This is a genomic window from Plectonema radiosum NIES-515 (assembly GCF_025753815.1).
GTDB lineage: Bacteria > Cyanobacteriota > Cyanobacteriia > Cyanobacteriales > Nostocaceae > Hassallia > Hassallia radiosum_A.
In genome coordinates, this window is record NZ_JAOWRF010000190.1 from 1 (window position 1) to 1,177 (window position 1,177).

Consider the following 1,177-nt stretch of genomic DNA (forward strand, 5'->3'; position numbering starts at 1 on the left):
CTTTTCCATTCTCTTACTAAGTATTTGCTGTTTGACAGTTGGCAGCATTTGATTGACTTCATGCTCTCGGATTCAGTGTTTTCCCTAACCACTGACTCCTCCTAGATTTTTGAATTTGGAATTGCTGCTATTGTCTACGTTGATAAAAAATTTGCCACAACGGTGCAACAGCAGGCATTGAATTCTCAACAAATTGGTTAATCAGTATTTACATAGTTTAGGAAGATACTTCTCCCCAGAAGGTGGTAATCGCAGGAGCAAAAACCGATGTATCTGGACTTGATGCAGGTTGTGAGACATATTTAGCACGAGAAAGCGATCGCCAAAATTCTATCGGTATCTCGTACATACAACGGTATTATCATTTCCCTTTGCTCCAACAACTCCACCAACCCAATTTCCATCTCCCTACCCTGATGAAATAAAATCCGCGCTGCTTTCTCCACCATCCGTGCTAATTCCGCACCTGTACAATTAACAGTTTTATTGACAATAAGTAAGTCGGCGCGAAAAAACCAAACTATGTAAAGATAAATAAATACGGAGAATTTATCTACCGAGGTGACTTACTTATGAGCGCTCGTCTGAGGGTATTTCTGACTTGTGACCAAGACAAAACTCTGTTGAACCTAAGAACTACGGATGTACCGCAGAAAGTTAAAGACCGAGCAGAGGTAATCAGGTTAAACGCACACGGCTGGTACGTGGAAAAAATAGCTGCTCATTTTAATTGGACTTCTCAGACTGTAAGAAAAGTCTTGCATAAATGGCGAAAACTTGGAATGGAAGGGCTTTGGGAGTTGCCAGGTCGAGGGGGAAAAACGAAGTATGACGAAGAAGATATAGTATTTTTGGCTATATTGTCTCAAAAAAGAACCACGTACATACAACAGTGTTCAATTAGCTCAAAAACTTTTTAGCGATCGCCAAATTCAACTGAGTCCCGACAGATTAAGACGGGTACTCAAAAAAAGGGGGTCATTTGGAAACGAGCAAGAAAAAGTCACCAAGAGAAACAAGATCCAGAAGTCAGAGAAATAAAGCAAGCCGATTTAGCTTGTACAGCAAGAAGCCCCACACCATACACGGAGTGTTGGTGATGGGATGAATTGCGAGTCAAAAACGAAACACCCTTGAAGATGTATTTCCGATAAATCGGAAACAGTCTTCAAGGGTA

The 1,177-nt window shown here is 41.0% G+C and carries 2 protein-coding genes; one reads left to right on the plus strand and one right to left on the minus strand.

Annotated elements, in window-relative coordinates; all coding sequences use genetic code 11:
* Positions 1–217: 217 nt before the first annotated feature.
* Positions 218–349: a hypothetical protein gene (locus OGM63_RS12515; RefSeq protein WP_263745899.1), complete on the minus strand. Its 132-nt coding sequence runs from the start codon at positions 347–349 to the stop codon at positions 218–220.
* 223 nt (positions 350–572) lie between these two features.
* On the opposite strand from OGM63_RS12515, the gene OGM63_RS12520 reads away from it, so the two are divergent.
* Positions 573–920, plus strand: a complete 348-nt coding sequence (locus OGM63_RS12520) for a helix-turn-helix domain-containing protein (RefSeq protein ID WP_263745900.1) — start codon at positions 573–575, stop codon at positions 918–920.
* Positions 921–1,177: the final 257 nt, after the last annotated feature.